Origin of the sequence: Aromatoleum sp., from assembly GCF_036675785.1 — a bacterium.
GTDB lineage: Bacteria > Pseudomonadota > Gammaproteobacteria > Burkholderiales > Rhodocyclaceae > Aromatoleum.
Window position 1 is genome coordinate 31,196 of sequence record NZ_JAKFEF010000024.1, and the last position, 15,750, is coordinate 46,945.

Annotated in this window: 15 protein-coding genes; 12 read left to right on the forward strand and 3 right to left on the reverse strand. The window is 67.7% G+C overall.

Annotated features, from left to right (window positions below):
- Positions 1–75: 75 nt before the first annotated feature.
- The 3 genes from gatB to gatC all read right to left on the reverse strand — a co-directional run bounded on the left by gatB (position 76) and on the right by gatC (position 3,380).
- Positions 76–1,545 (reverse strand): Asp-tRNA(Asn)/Glu-tRNA(Gln) amidotransferase subunit GatB, encoded by a 1,470-nt coding sequence (gene gatB / locus V6M37_RS06090; RefSeq protein WP_332671631.1) that lies wholly within the window; start codon positions 1,543–1,545, stop codon positions 76–78.
- A gap of 13 nt (positions 1,546–1,558) precedes the next feature.
- Entirely contained in the window at positions 1,559–3,031 is a 1,473-nt protein-coding gene (gene gatA, locus V6M37_RS06095; protein WP_332671632.1) for an Asp-tRNA(Asn)/Glu-tRNA(Gln) amidotransferase subunit GatA, read from the reverse strand.
- Between the two features lie 61 nt (positions 3,032–3,092).
- On the reverse strand, positions 3,093–3,380 hold the full coding sequence (gene gatC, locus V6M37_RS06100) for an Asp-tRNA(Asn)/Glu-tRNA(Gln) amidotransferase subunit GatC (RefSeq protein ID WP_332671633.1): 288 nt from the start codon (positions 3,378–3,380) through the stop codon (positions 3,093–3,095).
- Positions 3,381–3,485: 105 nt separating this feature from the next.
- On the opposite strand from gatC, the gene V6M37_RS06105 reads away from it, so the two are divergent.
- From V6M37_RS06105 to V6M37_RS06160, 12 genes are all read left to right on the forward strand, one after another.
- Positions 3,486–4,529 (forward strand): rod shape-determining protein, encoded by a 1,044-nt coding sequence (locus V6M37_RS06105; RefSeq protein ID WP_312662346.1) that lies wholly within the window; start codon positions 3,486–3,488, stop codon positions 4,527–4,529.
- Positions 4,530–4,580: 51 nt separating this feature from the next.
- Positions 4,581–5,468 carry a rod shape-determining protein MreC gene (gene mreC / locus V6M37_RS06110; RefSeq protein ID WP_332671634.1) on the forward strand — a complete coding sequence of 296 codons (888 nt, stop codon included), beginning with the start codon at positions 4,581–4,583 and terminating at the stop codon, positions 5,466–5,468.
- A 3-nt stretch (positions 5,469–5,471) separates the two neighbouring features.
- Positions 5,472–5,993 (forward strand): rod shape-determining protein MreD, encoded by a 522-nt coding sequence (gene mreD / locus V6M37_RS06115; protein WP_332671635.1) that lies wholly within the window; start codon positions 5,472–5,474, stop codon positions 5,991–5,993.
- Between the two features lie 3 nt (positions 5,994–5,996).
- Complete coding sequence (gene mrdA, locus V6M37_RS06120; RefSeq protein WP_332671636.1) at positions 5,997–7,988, forward strand: penicillin-binding protein 2; 1,992 nt, start codon at positions 5,997–5,999, stop codon at positions 7,986–7,988.
- Complete coding sequence (gene rodA / locus V6M37_RS06125) at positions 7,985–9,127, forward strand: rod shape-determining protein RodA (RefSeq protein ID WP_332671637.1); 1,143 nt, start codon at positions 7,985–7,987, stop codon at positions 9,125–9,127. Before mrdA ends, rodA begins: the two co-directional genes overlap by 4 nt.
- Positions 9,128–9,137: 10 nt before the next feature.
- Positions 9,138–10,187, forward strand: a complete 1,050-nt coding sequence (locus tag V6M37_RS06130; protein ID WP_332671638.1) for a septal ring lytic transglycosylase RlpA family protein — start codon at positions 9,138–9,140, stop codon at positions 10,185–10,187.
- A gap of 110 nt (positions 10,188–10,297) precedes the next feature.
- Positions 10,298–11,425: a D-alanyl-D-alanine carboxypeptidase family protein gene (locus V6M37_RS06135; RefSeq protein ID WP_332671639.1), complete on the forward strand. Its 1,128-nt coding sequence runs from the start codon at positions 10,298–10,300 to the stop codon at positions 11,423–11,425.
- Positions 11,426–11,438: 13 nt separating this feature from the next.
- On the forward strand, positions 11,439–12,296 hold the full coding sequence (locus tag V6M37_RS06140) for a D-amino acid aminotransferase (protein WP_332671640.1): 858 nt from the start codon (positions 11,439–11,441) through the stop codon (positions 12,294–12,296).
- A gap of 1 nt (position 12,297) precedes the next feature.
- Complete coding sequence (locus tag V6M37_RS06145) at positions 12,298–12,561, forward strand: YbeD family protein (protein WP_332671641.1); 264 nt, start codon at positions 12,298–12,300, stop codon at positions 12,559–12,561.
- Positions 12,562–13,251 carry a lipoyl(octanoyl) transferase LipB gene (lipB, locus tag V6M37_RS06150; RefSeq protein WP_332671642.1) on the forward strand — a complete coding sequence of 230 codons (690 nt, stop codon included), beginning with the start codon at positions 12,562–12,564 and terminating at the stop codon, positions 13,249–13,251.
- Positions 13,252–13,297: 46 nt separating this feature from the next.
- Entirely contained in the window at positions 13,298–14,245 is a 948-nt protein-coding gene (gene lipA / locus V6M37_RS06155; RefSeq protein WP_332671643.1) for a lipoyl synthase, read from the forward strand.
- Between the two features lie 268 nt (positions 14,246–14,513).
- Positions 14,514–15,728 carry an efflux RND transporter periplasmic adaptor subunit gene (locus V6M37_RS06160; protein ID WP_332671644.1) on the forward strand — a complete coding sequence of 405 codons (1,215 nt, stop codon included), beginning with the start codon at positions 14,514–14,516 and terminating at the stop codon, positions 15,726–15,728.
- The last annotated feature ends 22 nt before the right edge of the window (positions 15,729–15,750 follow it).

Consider the following 15,750-nt stretch of genomic DNA (forward strand, 5'->3'; position numbering starts at 1 on the left):
GTTCCTGGACGGTCCCCATTATAGTGATCGGGGGCGGCGCGACGGCGCGTGGGCGGCGCGCCGCTCGCGTCCGGATCAGCTTTCGAGCTTGCGCTTCAGCAGTTCGTTGACCTGCGCCGGGTTCGCCTTGCCCTTCGTCGCCTTCATGACCTGGCCGACGAGCGCGTTGAAAGCCTTGTCCTTGCCGGCGCGGAATTCCTCGACCGACTTGGCGTTCGCGGCGAGCACTTCGTCGATGATCGATTCGATCGCACCGCTGTCGCTCATCTGGCGCAGCCCCTGCGCCTCGATGATTGCGTCGGCCGAATTTGCGTCCTTTGCGCCGTCACCGTTCCACAGCGCGTCGAACACCTTCTTGCCGATGTTGTTCGAGATCGTGCCGTCGCCGATGCGCACGACGAGGCCGGCGAGCTGCGTCGGCGAGACGGGAGACTCGGAAACATTGAGCTCGGCCTTGTTGAGCCGCGCGGCGAGCTCGCCCATGACCCAGTTCGCGCACGGCTTCGCGAGCGCGGCGCCGGCTGCTTCGACGGTCGCCTGGTAGAAATCGGCGACTTCCTTCGACGCCGTCAGCGTCGTCGCGTCGTAAGCCGACAGGCCCCACCGTTCGACGAAGCGCGCCTTCATCGCGCCCGGCAGCTCGGGCAACTCGGCCTGCACGCGAGCCATCCATTCGGGCGAGATCGCGAGCGGCAGCAGATCCGGGTCGGGGAAGTAGCGGTAGTCGTGCGCCTCTTCCTTCGAGCGCATCATCCGCGTCTCGCCCGTGTCGGGGTCGAACAGCACGGTCGCCTGCTGGATCGTGCCGCCGTCCTCGATTGTGTCGATCTGCCACTGCACCTCGAAATCGATCGCCTGCTGCAGGAAACGGAACGAGTTCAGATTCTTGATCTCGCGGCGCGTCCCGAGCGGGCCGCCGGGACGGCGCACCGACACGTTCGCGTCGCAGCGGAACGAGCCTTCCTGCATGTTGCCGTCACAGATGTCGATCCAGCGCACCAGCGCATGTAGCACCCGCGCGTAGGCGACGGCCTCGGCCGACGAGCGCATGTCGGGCTCCGACACGATCTCGAGCAGCGGCGTGCCGGCGCGGTTAAGGTCGATGCCGCTCATGCCGTGGAAGTCCTCGTGCAGCGATTTGCCGGCGTCTTCCTCGAGGTGCGCGCGCGTCAACCGCACGGTTTTTTCATACCCGCTGTCGCCTTCGCCGACGCGGATCGTGATCGTGCCACCCTGCACGACCGGCAGCTCGAACTGACTGATCTGGTAGCCCTTCGGCAGATCCGGGTAGAAGTAATTCTTGCGCGCGAAGACGCTCTTCGGCGCGACCGTTGCGCCGATCGCGAGGCCGAAGCGGATCGCGCGCTCGACCGCGCCGCGGTTCAGGACCGGCAGCACGCCGGGCAGCGCGATGTCGACCGCGCACGCCTGGACGTTCGGTTCCGCGCCGAACGCGGTCGAGGCCGCGGAGAAGATCTTCGACGCGGTGTTCAGTTGCGCATGGACTTCCAGTCCGATGACGACTTCCCAGTCGTTTCTGCTCATGTCCAGACTCCGTTCAGGCGGCGACCGCGGGTCGGCGCAGGTGCCAATCGCTCGCCTGCTGGAAGCGGTGCGCGACGTTCAGCAGGCGCGCTTCCGAGAAATAGTCGCCGACAAGCTGCAGGCCGACCGGGAGATTGCCGGCGCCGAAGCCGCACGGGTGCGAAAGCCCCGGCAAGCCGGCGAGGTTCACCGCGATCGTGTAGATGTCCGACAGGTACATCTGCACCGGATCGTCGGATTTCTCGCCGATCGCCCACGCCGTCGTCGGGCTCGTCGGGCCGGCGATGACGTCGCAGCCGCGCAGCGCCGCCTGGAAATCCTGCGCGATCAGGCGCCGTAGCTTCTGCGCCTGCAGGTAGTACGCGTCGTAGTAGCCGTGCGACAGCACGTAAGTGCCGACGAGGATGCGGCGCTTGACTTCGGCGCCGAAGCCTTCGGCGCGGCTCTTCGCGTACATCTCGGCGAGGTCGCGGTATTCGGCCGCGCGATGGCCGTAGCGCACGCCGTCGAAGCGCGACAGGTTGCTCGACGCTTCGGCCGGTGCGATCACGTAGTACGCGGGGATCGCGAGTTGCGCGTTCGGCAGGCTCACGTCGACGGTCGTCGCGCCGAGCTTGCGGTACTCGTCGAGGGCGGCGTCGACGGCGGCGCGCACGTCGTCGGCCATGCCGGGACCGAAGAACTCCTGCGGCAGGCCGATGCGCAGGCCGGCGAGCGGACGGGGCTGCGCCGGGACGGTCAGTTCGCGCGAATAATCTTCGGCGGGGCGTTCGAGGCTCGTCGAATCGCGCGGGTCGAAGCCCGCCATCGCGGTCAGCAGCGCCGCGCAGTCGGCGGCCGACGTGCCGAGCGCCCCGCCCTGGTCCAGCGAGCTCGCGTACGCGATCATGCCGTAGCGGCTGACCGTGCCGTAAGTCGGCTTGATGCCGGTGATGCCGCACAGCGCCGCCGGCTGGCGCACCGAGCCGCCGGTGTCGGTGCCGGTGGCGATCGGCGCGAGGCGTGCAGCCACCGCGGCCGCCGAGCCGCCCGACGAGCCGCCCGGCACGCGGCTCGTGTCCCACGGATTCTTCACCGCGCCGTAATGCGAGTTCTCGTTCGATGAGCCCATCGCGAACTCGTCCATGTTCGTCTTGCCGAGGCTCACCGCGCCGGCCTGCTTCAGCAGTTCGACGACATGCGCGTCGTACGGGCTGACGAAATTCGACAGCATCTTCGAGCCGCAGGTCGTCAGCACGCCTTCGGTGCAGAACACGTCCTTGTGGGCGAGCGGGATGCCGGTCAGCGGACCGCCGGTGCCGGCGGCAATTCGCGCGTCGGCGGCGCGCGCGGCCGCCAAGGCACCGTCGCGATCGACGGTAATGAAGGCGTTCAGCGCCGGGTTCAGGCGCTCGATGCGGTCGAGGAACAGCGTCGCGAGCTCGACGCTCGAAACGTCCTTCGCGTCGAGCGCGGCGCGCAGTTCGGTCAGGCTGGCGTTGATCATAAGTCGGGGGACGCGGCGCTCGACGTCGGGCAAGCCCGCGGCGCCTCGCGCGCGTGGTTCCTTATTCGAGGACCTTCGGTACGAGATAGAGGCCGGCTTGGGTTTGCGGCGCGATGCGCTGGAACTCGTCGCGGCGATCCGGCTCTGTTGCGACGTCGGTGCGCAGGCGCTGCGCGACGTCCTGCGGGTGGCTCATCGGCTCGACGCCGCTCGTGTCGACGGCCTGCATCTGTTCGATCAGGCCGAATATGCCGTTGAGCTTGTCGCGCGTCGCCTCGGCGTCGCCGGCGGCAAGTTCGATCCGGGCGAGTGCGGCGATGCGCTGGACCTGTTCGATGGAGAGCGACATGGGCTAACAAAACCTGCTGAATCCACAAGCCTTTAAGGTTATCATACTCGTTTGCCGCCCGCCCGGGCTTGCAGCCGCCCATCTTCATCGGTCTCGGACTTCTCCATGTTTGGTTTTCTGCGCTCCTATTTCTCGAACGATCTCGCGATCGACCTCGGCACCGCGAACACGCTGATCTACGTGCGCGGCAAGGGCATCGTGCTCGACGAGCCGTCGGTCGTCGCGATCCGCACCGAAGGCGGTCCGAACGCGAAGCGCACGATCCAGGCCGTCGGTCATGCGGCGAAACAGATGCTCGGCAAGACCCCGGGCAACATCACCGCGATCCGTCCGATGAAGGACGGCGTGATCGCCGATTTCGTCGTCACCGAGCAGATGATCAAGCAGTTCATCAAGAAGGTGCACGACTCGCGAATGTTCTCGCCCAGCCCGCGCATCATCATCTGCGTGCCCTGCGGCTCGACGCAGGTCGAGCGTCGGGCGATCCGCGACGCCGCGCTCGCGGCCGGCGCGTCGCAGGTCTATCTGATCGAGGAGCCGATGGCCGCGGCGATCGGTGCCGGACTGCCGGTGTCGGACGCGACCGGCTCGATGGTCGTCGACATCGGCGGCGGCACGACCGAAGTCGGCGTGATCTCGCTCGGCGGCATGGTCTATGCCGGGTCGGTGCGCGTCGGCGGCGACAAGTTCGACGACTCGATCGTCAATTACATCCGCCGCAACTACGGCATGCTGATCGGCGACACGACCGCCGAGAACATCAAGAAGGAAATCGGCTCGGCGTTTCCCGGCTCGGAGGTCCGCGAGATGGAAGTCAAGGGCCGCAACCTCGCCGAAGGCATCCCGAGGAGCTTCACGATCTCGTCGAACGAGATCCTTGAGGCGCTCACCGAGCCGCTGAACCAGATCGTCTCGGCAGTGAAGATCGCGCTCGAGCAGACGCCGCCGGAACTCGGCGCCGACATCGCCGACCGCGGCATGGTGCTGACCGGCGGTGGCGCGCTGCTGCGCGACCTTGACCGGCTGCTGATGGAAGAGACCGGCCTGCCGGTCATTGTCGCCGACGAGCCGCTGACCTGCGTCGCGCGCGGCTGCGGCATGGCGCTCGAAAAGATGGACAAGCTCGGGTCCATCTTCGCGTCGGAATAAGACGAAACCCGGGCGCACCTTTCCCCGCTGCCCGGCTAGCTGCTCGTCGCGATGTCTCTGGTCGGCCACCAGTCTCCGCCGATATTCAAGCAAGGACCGACGCCGCTGCTGCGGCTGTTCGTGCTCGTCTCGGTGTGCCTGGCGATGCTCGTCGCCGACCTGCGCTTCCGCTACCTCGAAGTGATGCGGCAGGGACTGTCGGTCGCGACGTACCCGCTGCAGATGGCCGCCGCCGCCCCCGTGGATTTCGTGCGCGCCGCCGGCGTCTATTTCGCGACGCTCGTCGAGGTACAGAAGGACAACGCCGAACTGCGGCGCAGCCAGCTCGAAGCCGCGCAGCGCCTGCTGCGCTTCGAACAAATCGAACGCGACAACGCGCAGTTGCGCGAGCTGTTGCAGATGGCGCCGACCGTCGGCGTGCACAGCGTCGCCGCCGAGATCCTGTACGATGCACCCGATCCGTTTTCGCGCAAGGTGATTCTCGACCGCGGCAGCCAGCACGGGGTCGAGGCCGGGATGGCGGTCGTCAACGCACAGGGGATGATCGGCCAGGTCACGCGGGTCTACCCGGTGCAGGCCGAAGTGACGCTCCTCACCGACAAGGATCAGGCGGTGCCGGTGCAGGTCGCGCGCAACGGGCTGCGCGGGGTCCTGTTCGGCGCGGGCCACGGACGCCTCGAATTGCGTTTCACGCTGTCCGGGGTCGATGTGAAGGCGGGCGACCGCCTCGACACGTCGGGGCTCGACGGCATGTTCCTCGCGGGCTTGCCGGTCGCAGAAGTCGTCAGCGTCGATCGCGAGTCCGACACTTTCGCGCTCGTCGTCTGCGAACCCGTGGCGGGCGTCGAGCGCACCACCCAGGTGCTCGTGCTCGGCCGCGCCGAAGCCCCGCCGCCACGCCCCGCCGAGACCGCGGCGCAACCGAAACGACAGGGATAGACCTTGCAGCCCACGCACCGATCGAGCCGCATCCTGCTGCCCGCGAAGAACGGCTTCGTGTTCCTGAGCCTATTCGTCGCGCTCGGCCTCACCTACATCCCGACCGGGCGCCTGCCCGGGGTACCGGACTGGGTGCCGCTCGTGCTCGCATTCTGGTGCATCCGCGAGCCGATGCGGGTCGGCATGGGGACGGCGTTCGTCTTCGGCCTGCTCGTCGATATCGGGCAGGGCGCGGCGATGGGGCAGCACGCGCTCGCGTACGTGGTGCTCGCCTACCTCGCGATGTCGGTGTCGCGGCGCGTGCTGTGGTTCTCGCCGCTGCAGCAGGCGCTGCATGTGCTGCCGCTGCTGTTGCTGGCGCAGATCAACATGGTGCTCGTGCGCCTCGTCGCCGGCGCCGAATTTCCCGGCTGGTGGTATTTCCTGTCGAGTTTCACCGGCGTCGCGCTGTGGATTCCGCTGCATTTTCTGTTGCTTTTGCCGCAGTTCCAGCCGGTGGACCGGGACGACAACCGGCCGATCTGAGGCATGACGGAATTTCGCACGCCGGACGAGGAACTCGCGCGCTTCCGCCGACGGGTGCTCGTCGCGGGCATCTTCATCGTCGTCTGCTTCGGCCTGCTCGCGGCCCGGTTCTACTTCCTGCAGGTCGTGCAGTACGACTATTTCCATACGCGCGCCGAGGACAACCGGATCGGGCTGTTGCCGATCGTGCCGAACCGCGGCGCGATCCTCGACCGCAACGGCGTCGTGCTCGCGCGCAACTTCGCCGCGTACACGCTCGAAATCACGCCGTCGCGCGTCGCGGATCTCGATGCGGCGATCGATGCGCTGGGCGAAGTCATCACGATCGACGCGCGCGACCGGCGCCGCTTCCGCAAGCTTCTCGAAGAAAGCCGCAACTTCGAGAGCGTGCCGATCCGCAATCGCCTCAGCGACGAGGAGGTCGCCCGATTCGTCGCGCGGCGCTACCGCTTTCCGGGCGTCGAAGTGCGTGCGCGGCTGTTCCGCGACTATCCGCAAGGCGAGCTCGCGTCGCACGTCGTCGGCTATATCGGCCGCATCAACGCGCGTGACGAGGAACGGATCGAGGAGCGCGGCGAAACCGCGAATTACCGCGGCTCCGACCACATTGGCAAGAGCGGGCTGGAGCTGAGCTACGAAGCCGACCTGCACGGGGTGACCGGCGTCGAGCAGGTCGAGGTCAACGCCGGCGGACGCGCGGTGCGGCTGATCTCGCGCGCGCCCGCGACCGCCGGACGCGATCTCGAACTGACGCTGGACATCGAGCTGCAGAAGGTCGCCGAAGCGGCGTTCGGCGATCGCCGCGGCGCGCTCGTCGCGATCGACCCGAGGAACGGCGGCATTCTCGCGCTGGCCTCGAAGCCGACGTTCGACCCGAACCTGTTCGTCGACGGGATCTCGACCGCGGACTGGAGCGCGCTCAACGACTCGCCGGATCATCCGTTGCTCAATCGCGCGATCTACAGCACCTATCCGCCGGGCTCGACGTTCAAGCCGTTCATGGCGCTCGCGGCGCTGGAGACCGGTAAGCGCACCGCGAAACAGACGATCGCGGATCCCGGCTATTTCATGTTCGCCGGTCGCCGCTTCATGGACGACAAGATCGGCGGCCACGGCACGGTCGATCTCCACGAGTCCATCGTCGTGTCGTGCAACACCTACTACTACCAGCTCGCGAACGACCTCGGCATCGAAGGCATCGCGAATTTCATGGCGCCGCTCGGCTTCGGCTCGCGCACCGGCATCGACATCCCCGGCGAGGCGGAAGGCGTGCTGCCGTCGCCGGCCTGGAAGCGCGGGCGCTTCCGCAAGGTCGAACAGCAGCGCTGGTACGGCGGCGAAACGATCTCGGTCGGCATCGGCCAGGGCTACAACGCCTACACGCCGCTGCAACTCGCCAACGCGCTGGCGACGGTCGTCAACGGCGGAAAGGTCTTCCGCCCGCACGTCGTGCGTGACGTCGTCGATACCGCGACCGGCGGGCGACGGGTCGTCGAACCGGCACCGCTGCGCCAGCTCCCGCTGAAGGCCGAACATCTCGCCGCGGTCCGGCAGGCGATGGTGGACGTGAACAAGGGCGGCACCGGCGCCCGCGCGTTCGCCGGTGCCCCGTACAGCGCCGGCGGCAAGACCGGCACCGCGCAGGTGTATTCGTTGAAAGGGTCGCGCTACGTCGCCGGGCGCGTCACCGAACGCCTGCGCGACCACTCCTGGTTCATCGCGTACGCGCCGGCCGAGAACCCGACGATCGCGCTCGCCGTGCTCGTCGAGAACGGCGGTTTCGGGGCGCAGTCCGCGGCGCCGATCGCGCGCCGCGTCATCGACTATCACCTGCTCGGCAACCGTGACAGCGAACCGGCGCGCGAAGATGCCGATGCGCGCGACGGCGAAGCCGACGACGCGCACGAAGGCCACGACGGACAGGAAGGGCCGGTCGAACACGGACAGGACACGGCGCCCGACGCAGACCTCCTGCACACGGAGATCGGGCGGTGACCGATCAACGCTTCCATCCGCTGAACCTGCTGCGCGCGGCGCTCCGGCCGATCGATCCGGTGCTCTTCGCGCTGCTCGCGGTCATCCTCGGCTACGCCTTCGTCCTGATGCAGAGTGCGTCGCCCGAGCGGATTCCGTCGCTGCTCGCGAACGCTGCCGTCGCCCTCTCCGCGATGTGGCTCGCCGCCCGCCTCTCGCCGCAACGCCTGCTTGCGCTCGCCCTGCCGCTGTACGCGGTGGGCGTGCTGCTGCTCGTCGCCGTCGACCTGTTCGGCGAGACGTCGAAGGGCGCGACGCGCTGGCTCGACATCGGCATCACGCGGATCCAGCCGTCCGAACTGATGAAGATCGCGATGCCGCTGATGCTCGCGTGGTATTTCCAGCAGCGCGAGGGGCAGATCGGGCTGCGCGACTTCATCGTCGCCGGTGTGCTCCTCGTCGTGCCGGTCGGGCTGATCCTCGTGCAGCCCGATCTCGGCACGAGCCTGCTCGTCACCGCCGCGGGTGTCTACGTGATCTTTTTCGCCGGGCTGTCTTGGAAGCTGATCGTTCCGGTCGCGCTCGTCGGTATCGTCGGGGTCGGCGCGATCGTTGGCTTCGGCGACCAGCTCTGCCAGCCCGACGTCGATTGGCAGGTGCTGCGCGAATACCAGAAGCACCGGGTCTGCACTTTGCTCGATCCGACGCAGGACCCGCTCGGCAAGGGCTTCCACATCATCCAGTCGACGATCGCGATCGGCTCCGGCGGCGTGCTCGGCAAGGGCTGGATGGAGGGGACACAGACGCACCTTTCGTTCATTCCCGAGCGCCACACGGACTTCATCTTCTCGGTGCTCGCCGAGGAGTTCGGTCTGGTCGGCACGCTCGTGCTGCTCGCGAGTTACCTGCTGCTGCTGCTGCGCGGCTTCACGATCGCACTGCAGGCGCCGTCGCTCGCCGCGCGCCTGCTCGCCGGGTCGATCACGATGATCTTCTTCACGTACGCTTTCGTGAACATGGGAATGGTCAGCGGCATCCTCCCGGTCGTGGGCGTGCCGCTACCGTTCATCAGCTACGGGGGAACCGCGCTCGTCACGCTGTGCCTGGGCGTCGGTATCCTGATGAGCATCCAGCGCAGCCGCGCGACCGGACAAGGCTGAAGGAGTGCCGATGCCGCGAGAAAATACCGCTTCCGGGCCTCTGTCCGGATCCCGCTCGAGCGCCGCGCTGATCGGCGCTGTCGTCGCGCTCGCGCTCGCCGCATGCGGCTCGGTGCCCTCGCGCGATGTCGGCCAGCCGGGCGCGCAGCCGTCCGCTTCCCGCCCGGCGGCCCCGTCGAGTCCGACGCGCGGGGGCGCGTATTACAAGGACGACGGTCCCGGCGACGACGTGCCGGCGAACCTCGACGACGTACCCGACGCGGTCCCGCGGGTCGAACCGCTGCATCGTTTCGCGAACCGGCCCTACAACGTGTTCGGCGAGGACTACGTCCCGGCGACGTCGGTCACCGCTTCCCGCGAACGCGGCCGGGCGAGCTGGTACGGACGCCGTTTCCACGGCAAGCCGACGTCGAGCGGCGAACCCTACGACATGTACGGGATGACCGCCGCGCACCCGACGCTGCCGATCCCGAGCTACGCGCGCGTGACCAATCCCGCGAACGGCCGCTCGGTGGTCGTCCGGGTCAACGACCGCGGCCCGTTCCACAAGAACCGCATCATTGATTTGTCATATACCGCGGCGCACCGGCTCGGCTACGTGAATGCCGGCAGCGCGCTCGTCGAGGTCGAGACGATCGTGCCCGGCGGCGTCGAAGTCGTCGCGACCGCGACTCCGGTTCCGCCGCTCCCGGGGCGCAAACAGGTGCTCAACGAGGTGCCGCCCGACGAGCATCGCGAGCGCGAGGCCGATGCGATCGAACGTCTCACCGATGCGGGCGCGGCGACGTCCTCCGTGTTTCGCGCCGGCGGAACGGACTTCCGCGCGCACCCGAAAGTCTTCCTCCAGCTCGGCACCTTCTCGTCGATCGCGAACGCCGAGGGGTTTCTCGGGCTCGTGCGCGACGAGTTCGAGTCCTTCGCCGACCGGCTCGCCGTGCATGACGACGGCGGGCGCTACCGGCTCCATCTCGGGCCTTTCGCGTCGGCCGACGAGGCGCGCGCCGAAGCCGGGAAGATCGCGGAAGCGCTCAAGATCCGTCCGTTCGTCGTTACACGTTGAAACAGCCTCACCCGAACGGGATCCGCTGCGGGCCGGTTTTCCCGCTTCGAGCCTCTATAATTCTTCCCTTCGCCCTTCCTCCTCGCTCCGCGATTCCCGTCCAGGTTCTCATGCGTTTCTTCATCGCCCTGCTGTTCGCCCTTCTCTCCTTTTCCGCTTCCGCGCAAAACGTCCCGCCCCCGGCGCTTGCCGCCAAGGCCTGGCTGCTGATGGACCACGCGACCGGGCAGTTGCTCGCGGCGCGCGAGCCCGACGCCCGCATCGAACCGGCGTCGCTGACGAAGCTGATGACGGCCTACCTGAGCTTCGCGGCACTGAAGAGCGGCACGGTCACGCTCGAGCAGATCGTGCCGGTTTCCGAACGGGCATGGCGGATGGAAGGCTCGCGGATGTTCATCGAGCCGAACCGCCCGGTGAGCGTCGGCGAACTGATTCCCGGCGTGATCATCCAGTCGGGCAACGACGCGTGCGTCGCGCTCGCGGAACTGATCGCGGGCAGCGAGGAGTCGTTCGCGCACATGATGAACGCCGAGGCGAAGCGGCTCGGCATGACGAACACGAATTTCGTCAATTCGACCGGTCTGCCGCACGAGCAGCACTACACTACTGCGCGCGACCTGTCGCTGCTCGCCGCGGCGCTCGTGCGCGACTTCCCGGAGTACTACACGTACTACTCGCAGAAGGAATACACCTACAACAAGATCACGCAGCCGAACCGCAACCGGCTGCTGTGGCTCGACACCACGGTCGACGGCATGAAGACCGGCCACACCAGCACCGCGGGCTATTGCCTGATCTCGTCGGCCCAGCGCGGCCCCCGGCGCCTGATCTCGGTCGTCCTCGGCACCGACTCGGACACGATCCGCGCGCAGGAATCGCTGAAGCTGCTGAACTACGGTTTCCAGTTCTACGATACCGTGAAGCTCTATTCGAGCGCGCAGGAGTTGTCCCGCTTCCAGGTGTGGAAGGGCAAGGAGGACGACATCGCGGTCGGCTTCCTCGAGGACTTCGTGATGTCCCTGCCGAAAGGCCAGTCCGACAAGATCCGGATCTCGCTCGTCAGCCAGCAGCCGGTCGTCGCGCCGATCCAGAAAGGGCAGCGGCTCGGCACGATGCAACTCGCGCTCGACGGCAAGTCGCTCGGCGAGTACCCGGTCGTCGCGCTGCAGGACGTCCCGGTCGCCGGCTTCTTCGGGCGGCTGTGGGACACGATCCGGCTGTGGATCAAGAGCCTTTGAGGCATCGGCGGGCATGAGCGTCTGTTTTCTGAACGGGGAATTCGGACCGCTCGCGGACGCGCGGATCTCGCCGCTCGACCGAGGCTTCCTGTTCGGCGACGGCGCCTACGAAGTGATCCCGGTCTACTCGCGCCGGCCGTTCCGGCTTGAGCAGCACCTGCAGCGGCTCGCGAACACGCTCGAAGCGATCCGGCTGCCGAATCCCCACGCGCCGTCCGAATGGGCGGCAATGGTCGGCGAGATCGTCGCCCGCAACCCGTGGGACGACCAGTCGGTGTACCTGCAGGTGTCGCGCGGCTGCGGCGAGCGGCGCAATCACGCGTTCCCGATGCTGACGCGCGCGACCGTTTTCCTGATGAGCGACGAACTCGTGACCGTGCCGGCGGTCCAGTTGGAAAACGGGGTCAGCGCCGTCAGCGCGGCCGACTTCCGCTGGCTGCGCTGCGACCTCAAGAGCACGGCGCTGCTCGCGAACTGCCTGCTGCGCCAACTGGCGGTCGACCATGGCTGCGCGGAGACGGTGCTGTTCCGCGATGGCTTTCTGACCGAAGGGTCGGCATCGAACATCGTCATCGTCCAGGACGGCGTGATGATCGCGCCGCCGAAGAGCCACTTGATGCTGCCCGGCGTGACCTACGACGTCGTGCTCGAACTCGCGGCGCGCCACGGTTTGCCGCACGAAGTCCGCGAGATCCTCGAAGACGAGGTGCGCGCCGCGGAGGAAATCTGGATGACGTCGTCGACGAAGGAAGTCCTCGCGATCACGACGCTCGACGACCGCGCGGTCGGCAACGGGCGGCCCGGACCCGTCAGTCGGCAGATGTACACGTGGTATCAGGAATTCAAGACAACGGTGATGCGAGGTGGCTGACATGAGCCGCGAGACCCTGCTCGAATTTCCGTGCGATTTCCCGATCAAGATCATGGGCGCGCGCGTCGACGAATTCGCGCAGGCCGTCGTCGCCGTCGTCGCGCGGCACGCGCCGGACTTCGACCCGGGGTCGGTCGAGATGCGCCCGTCGAGCAAGGGCAATTACCTCGCGCTGACCTGCACGATCCGCGCGCTGTCACAGGCGCAGCTCGACGCGCTGTACCGCGAGCTGAGCTCGCACCCGCTCGTCAAGGTGGTGCTGTAGATGACCGTCGCTGTCGAGCTCACCGGCCGCCGGTCGGCGTCGCCCGTCGCTACAGCGAACGAGGTGGCGGTCCGTCGCCTCGGCCTCGTCGAGTACGAGCCGACGTGGCACGCGATGCGCTCCTTCACCGATGCGCGCGACGCCGCGACGCCGGACGAAGTGTGGCTACTGCAGCATCCGCCGGTGTATACCCTGGGTCAGGCAGGCCGGCCGGAACATCTGCTGCGCGAGACCGGCATCCCGCTCGTCAAGATCGACCGCGGCGGGCAGATCACCTACCACGGCCCGGGCCAGCTCGTCGCGTACCTGCTGGTGGACCTGCATCGGCGCCGCCTGAAGGTGCGCGAGCTGGTGCAGCTGATGGAGCAGACGGTCATCGACTGCGTCGCCGACTACGGGCTCCGCGCGCAGCGCAAGGACGGCGCGCCCGGCGTGTATATCGACGGCGCGAAGATCGCCGCGCTCGGACTGCGCGTGCGCAACGGCCGCAGCTATCACGGCCTGGCCCTGAACGTCGACGTCGATCTCGCGCCGTTTTCGTGGATCAACCCCTGCGGCTACGAGGGGCTGGAGACGATCCGGCTGAAGGATTTCGACGTCACCGACGACGTGGACCGCGTCGGTGAGCGCCTGCTCGGCCACTTCGAACGACTGCTGCCGCCGGCCGCTCCGGCCGACCGGCAAGCCTGACCCCCACGCCAACCAGATCAACAGAAAAACCCCGAGAGACCCCCGAATGGAAGACACCGCACGCAAGCAGCGCGGCGCAGACAAGACCGCCCGCATCCCGATCAAGATCGTCCCGGCCGAGCGCCTGAAGAAGCCCGAATGGATCCGCATCCGCCTCGGGGCGGGGCAGGAAGCCGAGCGCTTCAACGAGATCAAGTCGAGCCTGCGCGAGCACAAGCTGCACACGGTCTGCGAAGAGGCGTCCTGTCCGAACATCCACGAATGCTTCGGCAAGGGCACCGCGACCTTCATGATCATGGGCGACATCTGCACGCGTCGCTGCCCGTTCTGCGATGTCGGCCACGGCCGACCCGAGCCGCTGGACGCGAACGAACCGAAGGAGCTCGCGGCGACGATCGCGGCGATGCGGCTGAACTACGTCGTGATCACGAGCGTCGACCGCGACGATCTGCGCGACGGCGGCGCGCAGCATTTCGTCGACTGCATCCGCGAGACGCGCGCGGCATCGCCGAAGACGCGCATCGAAGTGCTCGTGCCGGACTTTCGCGGGCGGCTCGACGTCGCGCTCGAAATCTTCGACCAGGCGCCCCCGGACGTCATGAACCACAACCTCGAGACGGTGCCGCGGCTCTACAAGCAGGCGCGCCCCGGTGCGGACTACGTCTACTCGCTGCGGCTCTTGAATGAATTCAAGGCGCGTCACCCCGACGTGCCGACGAAGTCCGGCCTGATGGTCGGCCTCGGCGAGACCGACGAGGAGATCCTCGACGTGATGCGCGACCTGCGCGCGCACGACGTCGAGATGCTGACGATCGGCCAGTACCTGCAGCCCTCGACCGGCCACCTGCCGGTGCTGCGCTACGTGCATCCGGACACGTTCAAGAGGTTCGAGACCGAGGCGCTCGCGATGGGCTTCAAGAACGCGGCCTGCGGACCGATGGTGCGATCGAGCTACTGGGCCGACCAGCAGGCGCACGGAGCGGGCGTCGTGTAAGGCCGGGGACGGCTGCGCGCGGCCGCGCATCAACCGACCGGGGAGACCGTCGAGCAGACGGCCTCCCTTTTTTTCGCCCGCGCGACGAGTTGCCGGGCGGGAGCGGGAAGTGCCGCGGTACCGGGCCGGGACGCGCCCGGGTCCGAGCCCCCCGTTCGTGGCGTCGCCCCGGACCGGGTTTTCTGCCCGACGGCGGCTCTCCGATCATTGCGCCGGACCGCGCCGACCCGTAGAATGAACGTTCATTCAGTCATCCAGGACTGCCCTGATGAAACCCCGCTTCTCCCGAATTCCCGTCGCGCTAGCCATAGTCGCCAGCGCATCCTTTTTTCTCGCCGCTTGCGGCAGTGACGCCGAAAAGGGCGGGCCTGCCGCGCCTCCGCCTCCGAAAGTGTCGGTCCTGACGCTCGCGTCCCGGCCGGTCACGCTCAGCACCGAGCTTGCGGGCCGCACCGCGCCCTATGTCGTCGCCGAAGTGCGGCCGCAGGTCCGTGGCATCGTCAAGGAGCGCCTGTTCGAAGAAGGCGCGCGCGTCAAAGCCGGACAGACCCTGTACCGGATCGATTCCGCCACCTATGAAGCCGACCTCGAAAGCGCGAAGGCCGGGCTCGCGAAGGCGGAGGCGAACGTCGCGACGGTGCGGCTGAAGGCGCAGCGCTTCGACGAGCTCGTCGGGATCAACGCGGTGAGCCGTCAGGCGCGCGACGATGCGACTGCGGCGTTGAAGCAGGCCGAAGCCGACATCGCGACAGCAAAGGCCTCGGTCAAGGCGGCGCAGATCAACGTCGATTACACGCGCGTGAGCGCTCCGATCTCGGGCCAGGCCGGCCGTTCCTCGGTGACGCCCGGTGCGCTCGTGACGGCGAACCAGCAGGCCGCGATGGTTACCGTGCAGCAGCTCGATCCGATCTACGTCGACATCCAGCGCGCGAGCACGGAATTGCTCGCGTTGCGGCGGGATTTTGCCGCCGGCCGACTCAAGCGCGCCGAGGGCGACAAGGCCCGCGTCAAGCTCACGCTCGAGGACCGCACGGAATACCCGCTCGAGGGCACCTTGCAGTTCGCCGAGACGACGGTCGATCCGGGCACCGGCAACGTGACGCTGCGCGCGGTGTTCCCGAACCCGAACCACATGCTGCTGCCCGGTATGTATGTCAATGCGGTGCTCGAGGAAGGCGTGTCGGAGCACGCGATCCTCGCCCCGCAGGCCGCCGTGATGCGCGATCCGAAGGGCAATGCGACCGCGCTCGTGCTCGGCGACGACGGCAAGGTCCAGCAGCGCCAGCTGAAGGTCGAGCGCGCGGTCGGCGACCAGTGGCTCGTCACCGACGGTCTGGCCGCCGGCGACCGGCTGATCCTCGACGGGCTGCAGAAGCTGCGTCCCGGCATGACCGCCGAGGTCGCCGAGCCGGCCGCCAAGGTCGCGACGGTCCCGCCCGCACCCGCCGACGCGTCGGCCCGCCAGCCGGCCACGTCGAAGTAAGCCGTCGCGCGCAGGAGATTCC

Excerpts from the sequence above, each read along its gene's own strand:
- gatB (WP_332671631.1), bottom strand. The coding sequence starts at position 1,545 with ATGAGCAGAAACGACTGGGAAGTCGTCATCGGACTGGAAGTCCATGCG.
- gatA (WP_332671632.1), bottom strand. The coding sequence starts at position 3,031 with ATGATCAACGCCAGCCTGACCGAACTGCGCGCCGCGCTCGACGCGAAG.
- gatC (WP_332671633.1), bottom strand. The coding sequence starts at position 3,380 with ATGTCGCTCTCCATCGAACAGGTCCAGCGCATCGCCGCACTCGCCCGG.
- V6M37_RS06105 (WP_312662346.1), top strand. The coding sequence starts at position 3,486 with ATGTTTGGTTTTCTGCGCTCCTATTTCTCGAACGATCTCGCGATCGAC.
- mreC (WP_332671634.1), top strand. The coding sequence starts at position 4,581 with ATGTCTCTGGTCGGCCACCAGTCTCCGCCGATATTCAAGCAAGGACCG.
- mrdA (WP_332671636.1), top strand. The coding sequence starts at position 5,997 with ATGACGGAATTTCGCACGCCGGACGAGGAACTCGCGCGCTTCCGCCGA.
- V6M37_RS06130 (WP_332671638.1), top strand. The coding sequence starts at position 9,138 with ATGCCGCGAGAAAATACCGCTTCCGGGCCTCTGTCCGGATCCCGCTCG.
- V6M37_RS06135 (WP_332671639.1), top strand. The coding sequence starts at position 10,298 with ATGCGTTTCTTCATCGCCCTGCTGTTCGCCCTTCTCTCCTTTTCCGCT.
- V6M37_RS06140 (WP_332671640.1), top strand. The coding sequence starts at position 11,439 with ATGAGCGTCTGTTTTCTGAACGGGGAATTCGGACCGCTCGCGGACGCG.
- V6M37_RS06145 (WP_332671641.1), top strand. The coding sequence starts at position 12,298 with ATGAGCCGCGAGACCCTGCTCGAATTTCCGTGCGATTTCCCGATCAAG.
- lipB (WP_332671642.1), top strand. The coding sequence starts at position 12,562 with ATGACCGTCGCTGTCGAGCTCACCGGCCGCCGGTCGGCGTCGCCCGTC.
- lipA (WP_332671643.1), top strand. The coding sequence starts at position 13,298 with ATGGAAGACACCGCACGCAAGCAGCGCGGCGCAGACAAGACCGCCCGC.
- V6M37_RS06160 (WP_332671644.1), top strand. The coding sequence starts at position 14,514 with ATGAAACCCCGCTTCTCCCGAATTCCCGTCGCGCTAGCCATAGTCGCC.